2 protein-coding genes are annotated in these 2,504 nt (G+C 44.2%); one reads left to right on the top strand and one right to left on the bottom strand.

What is annotated here, in order from left to right; translation table 11 throughout:
* A partial coding sequence (locus VB740_RS14390; RefSeq protein ID WP_323200666.1) for a CHAT domain-containing protein occupies window positions 1–605 on the top strand: 605 nt, incomplete at its 5' end.
* Window positions 606–965: 360 nt separating this feature from the next.
* On the opposite strand, the gene purH is transcribed toward VB740_RS14390, so the two are convergent.
* Complete coding sequence (gene purH / locus VB740_RS14395; RefSeq protein ID WP_323200667.1) at window positions 966–2,486, bottom strand: bifunctional phosphoribosylaminoimidazolecarboxamide formyltransferase/IMP cyclohydrolase; 1,521 nt, start codon at window positions 2,484–2,486, stop codon at window positions 966–968.
* Window positions 2,487–2,504: the final 18 nt, after the last annotated feature.

Consider the following 2,504-nt stretch of genomic DNA (forward strand, 5'->3'; position numbering starts at 1 on the left):
CATCTTCTCAAAGTTTTGTCCTGCATAGCTTAGAGTTGTCTTGTCATCCTCTAAGCCCTGTTGAACTCGAACAAATTCAGGCGGAAGTAGCAAGCAGTACGCAACTATTGAACTCTGACTTAAGCGCAGCTAGCCTGAAACAGGCGGTTGAATCCGTTCCCTTTTCTGTGATTCACCTGGCTACCCACGGCAATTTCAGTTCTAACCCCGAAGAAACCTTTGTTTTGCTGTGGGATCGCTTGCTGCAAGCCAAGAATTTCGATCAATTACTTGGGATTGGCTCGCGCATCGATGCACCAGCAATCGAATTACTGACCCTCAGCGCTTGTGAAACCGCGACTGGAGACAAACGAGCCACATTAGGTTTAGCGGGAATTGCCGTCCGAGCAGGTGCGCGTAGTACTCTAGCGACTCTCTGGCAAGTAAAAGATGATTCTACAGCTGCGATCGCAATTCAGTTTTATAAAGTTTTAAAAGATCACAAGTTGACAAAAGCTCAAGCACTTCGACAAGCTCAACTTTATCTGATGGAAAAGCATCCTAACACCAATTACAAGCTACCTTATTATTGGGCCCCTTTTGTTTTAGTGGGTAATTGGCTGTAGTAATTTCTCATCTTTGAAATTAACTACAACTGAACATAATATGCAAATTAAAAATGCCTGGGAGTGTTGCCGTGTTTCCACCCCAGGCATTTTTATTCTTAACTTGCTCCTCACACACGATCAAACAATATCATTACTTTTATTAAATGGCAAGTATATTGAGTGACATTTCTAAAATTGCCCAAGCAATCCAATTTCTGACAAATTAAAAAGCGCTTGGGAGTGTTGCCGTGTTTCCACCCCAAACGCTTTTTATTTTTAACTTGCTCCTCACACACGACTAAAACATATCACTAATTCAATCCAAAAGCAAGTAAATTATGTGACACTTTGTAAACTGCCCACCTAATGGGCACTAATTTAGTGTAAAAAGTGACGTACACCAGTTAAGACCATCAGCAAACCCAGTTCGTTCGCAGCTTTGATTGAATCTTTATCGCGTAAACTTCCCCCAGGTTGGACGATGGCTGTAATTCCTGCTGCTGCGGCTGTTTTCACAGAATCATCGAAGGGGAAGAATCCATCGCTGGCTAGAATTGCACCTTTGGCTTTTTCTCCAGCTTGTTCTAGGGCAATTTTAACTGAGCCGACGCGGTTCATTTGACCAGCACCTACTCCTAGTGTAGTGCGATCGCTTGTGATAACAATGGCATTAGATTTAACGTGTTTGCAAACTTTCCAAGCAAACAGCAATTCGGCTAATTCGCTGTCGGTAGGTTGACGTTCGGTAACTATTTGCCATTGACTGGTATCAGCAATTATATCATCGGCGGTTTGGACAAGGAAACCACCTGCGATCGCTTTCACTGTATCCTTAGGGCCACTGCTCAAATCAGCTAGAGTCAAAACCCGCACGTTGGATTTCTTTGCCAGGATTTCTTGAGCTTCTGCATCACAACTTGGTGCAACCACACATTCTAAAAATGTTTTGGTTAACTCGCTAGCTGTAGCCGCATCAATCGGACGGTTGAGTGCGACAATTCCACCAAAGGCAGAAGTAGAATCAGCATTGAAAGCTTTTTGATACGCTTCAGAAATACTGCTTCCCAATGCCGTACCGCAGGGATTTGTATGCTTAATAATCGTTGCTGCTGGAGTATCTGTGAATTCAGCAATAATTCGGCGTGCGGCTTCTAAATCAACTAAGTTATTGTAACTAAGTTCTTTACCTTGGAGTTTTGTCGCGGCTGTCCATCCCGTTGGAGTAGTACCAGTTTGATACCAAGTGGCGGGTTGATGGGGATTCTCGCCGTAACGCAGAGATTGTAATTGTGTACCACTAAGGGTGTACTGCTGTGCTTCTGCGAGGTAAGAAGCGATCGCTTGATCATAGCTAGCAGTATGCGAAAATCCTTTTAAAGCCGCCTTTTGTCGAAACTCTAGGGATGCTTCGCCGTTATTTTGGCGCAATTCCTGCAAATACTCGTCATACTGTGCTGGATCGCATAATACAGCGAGATGGGCAAAGTTTTTCGATGATGCCCGCAGCATAGCTGGGCCACCGATATCAATCTGTTCAACCGCTTGGGCTAATGTTACCCCTGGTTTAGCGATCGTTTCCTCAAAAGGATAAAGATTCACCACCACTAAATCAATCGGGCGAATTTGGTTATTTTCTAAATCTGTAATATCTTGGGGAACATCTCGCCGCGCCAAAATTCCGCCATGAATTCGGGGATGTAGGGTTTTGACTCGACCACCTAAAATTTCTGGTGAACCTGTGTAATCTGCAACTTTGGTGACAGGGAGTCCCGCATCTTTGAGGGCTTGGGCTGTTCCCCCACTGCTGATTAAATCAAAGTCAAATTCTTCAACCAAGCTACGGGCGAGGTCAATTAAACCAGTTTTGTTAGATACACTCAGCAGGGCTAGACGCGCCATTGATCAATTCCTTAAAAG

This window comes from Nostoc sp. UHCC 0251 (assembly GCF_034932245.1).
Taxonomy (GTDB): domain Bacteria; phylum Cyanobacteriota; class Cyanobacteriia; order Cyanobacteriales; family Nostocaceae; genus Nostoc.

What these genes read in the sequence shown, in the direction of transcription:
- purH (WP_323200667.1), bottom strand. Translation starts at nt 2,486, where the DNA reads ATGGCGCGTCTAGCCCTGCTGAGTGTATCTAACAAAACTGGTTTAATT.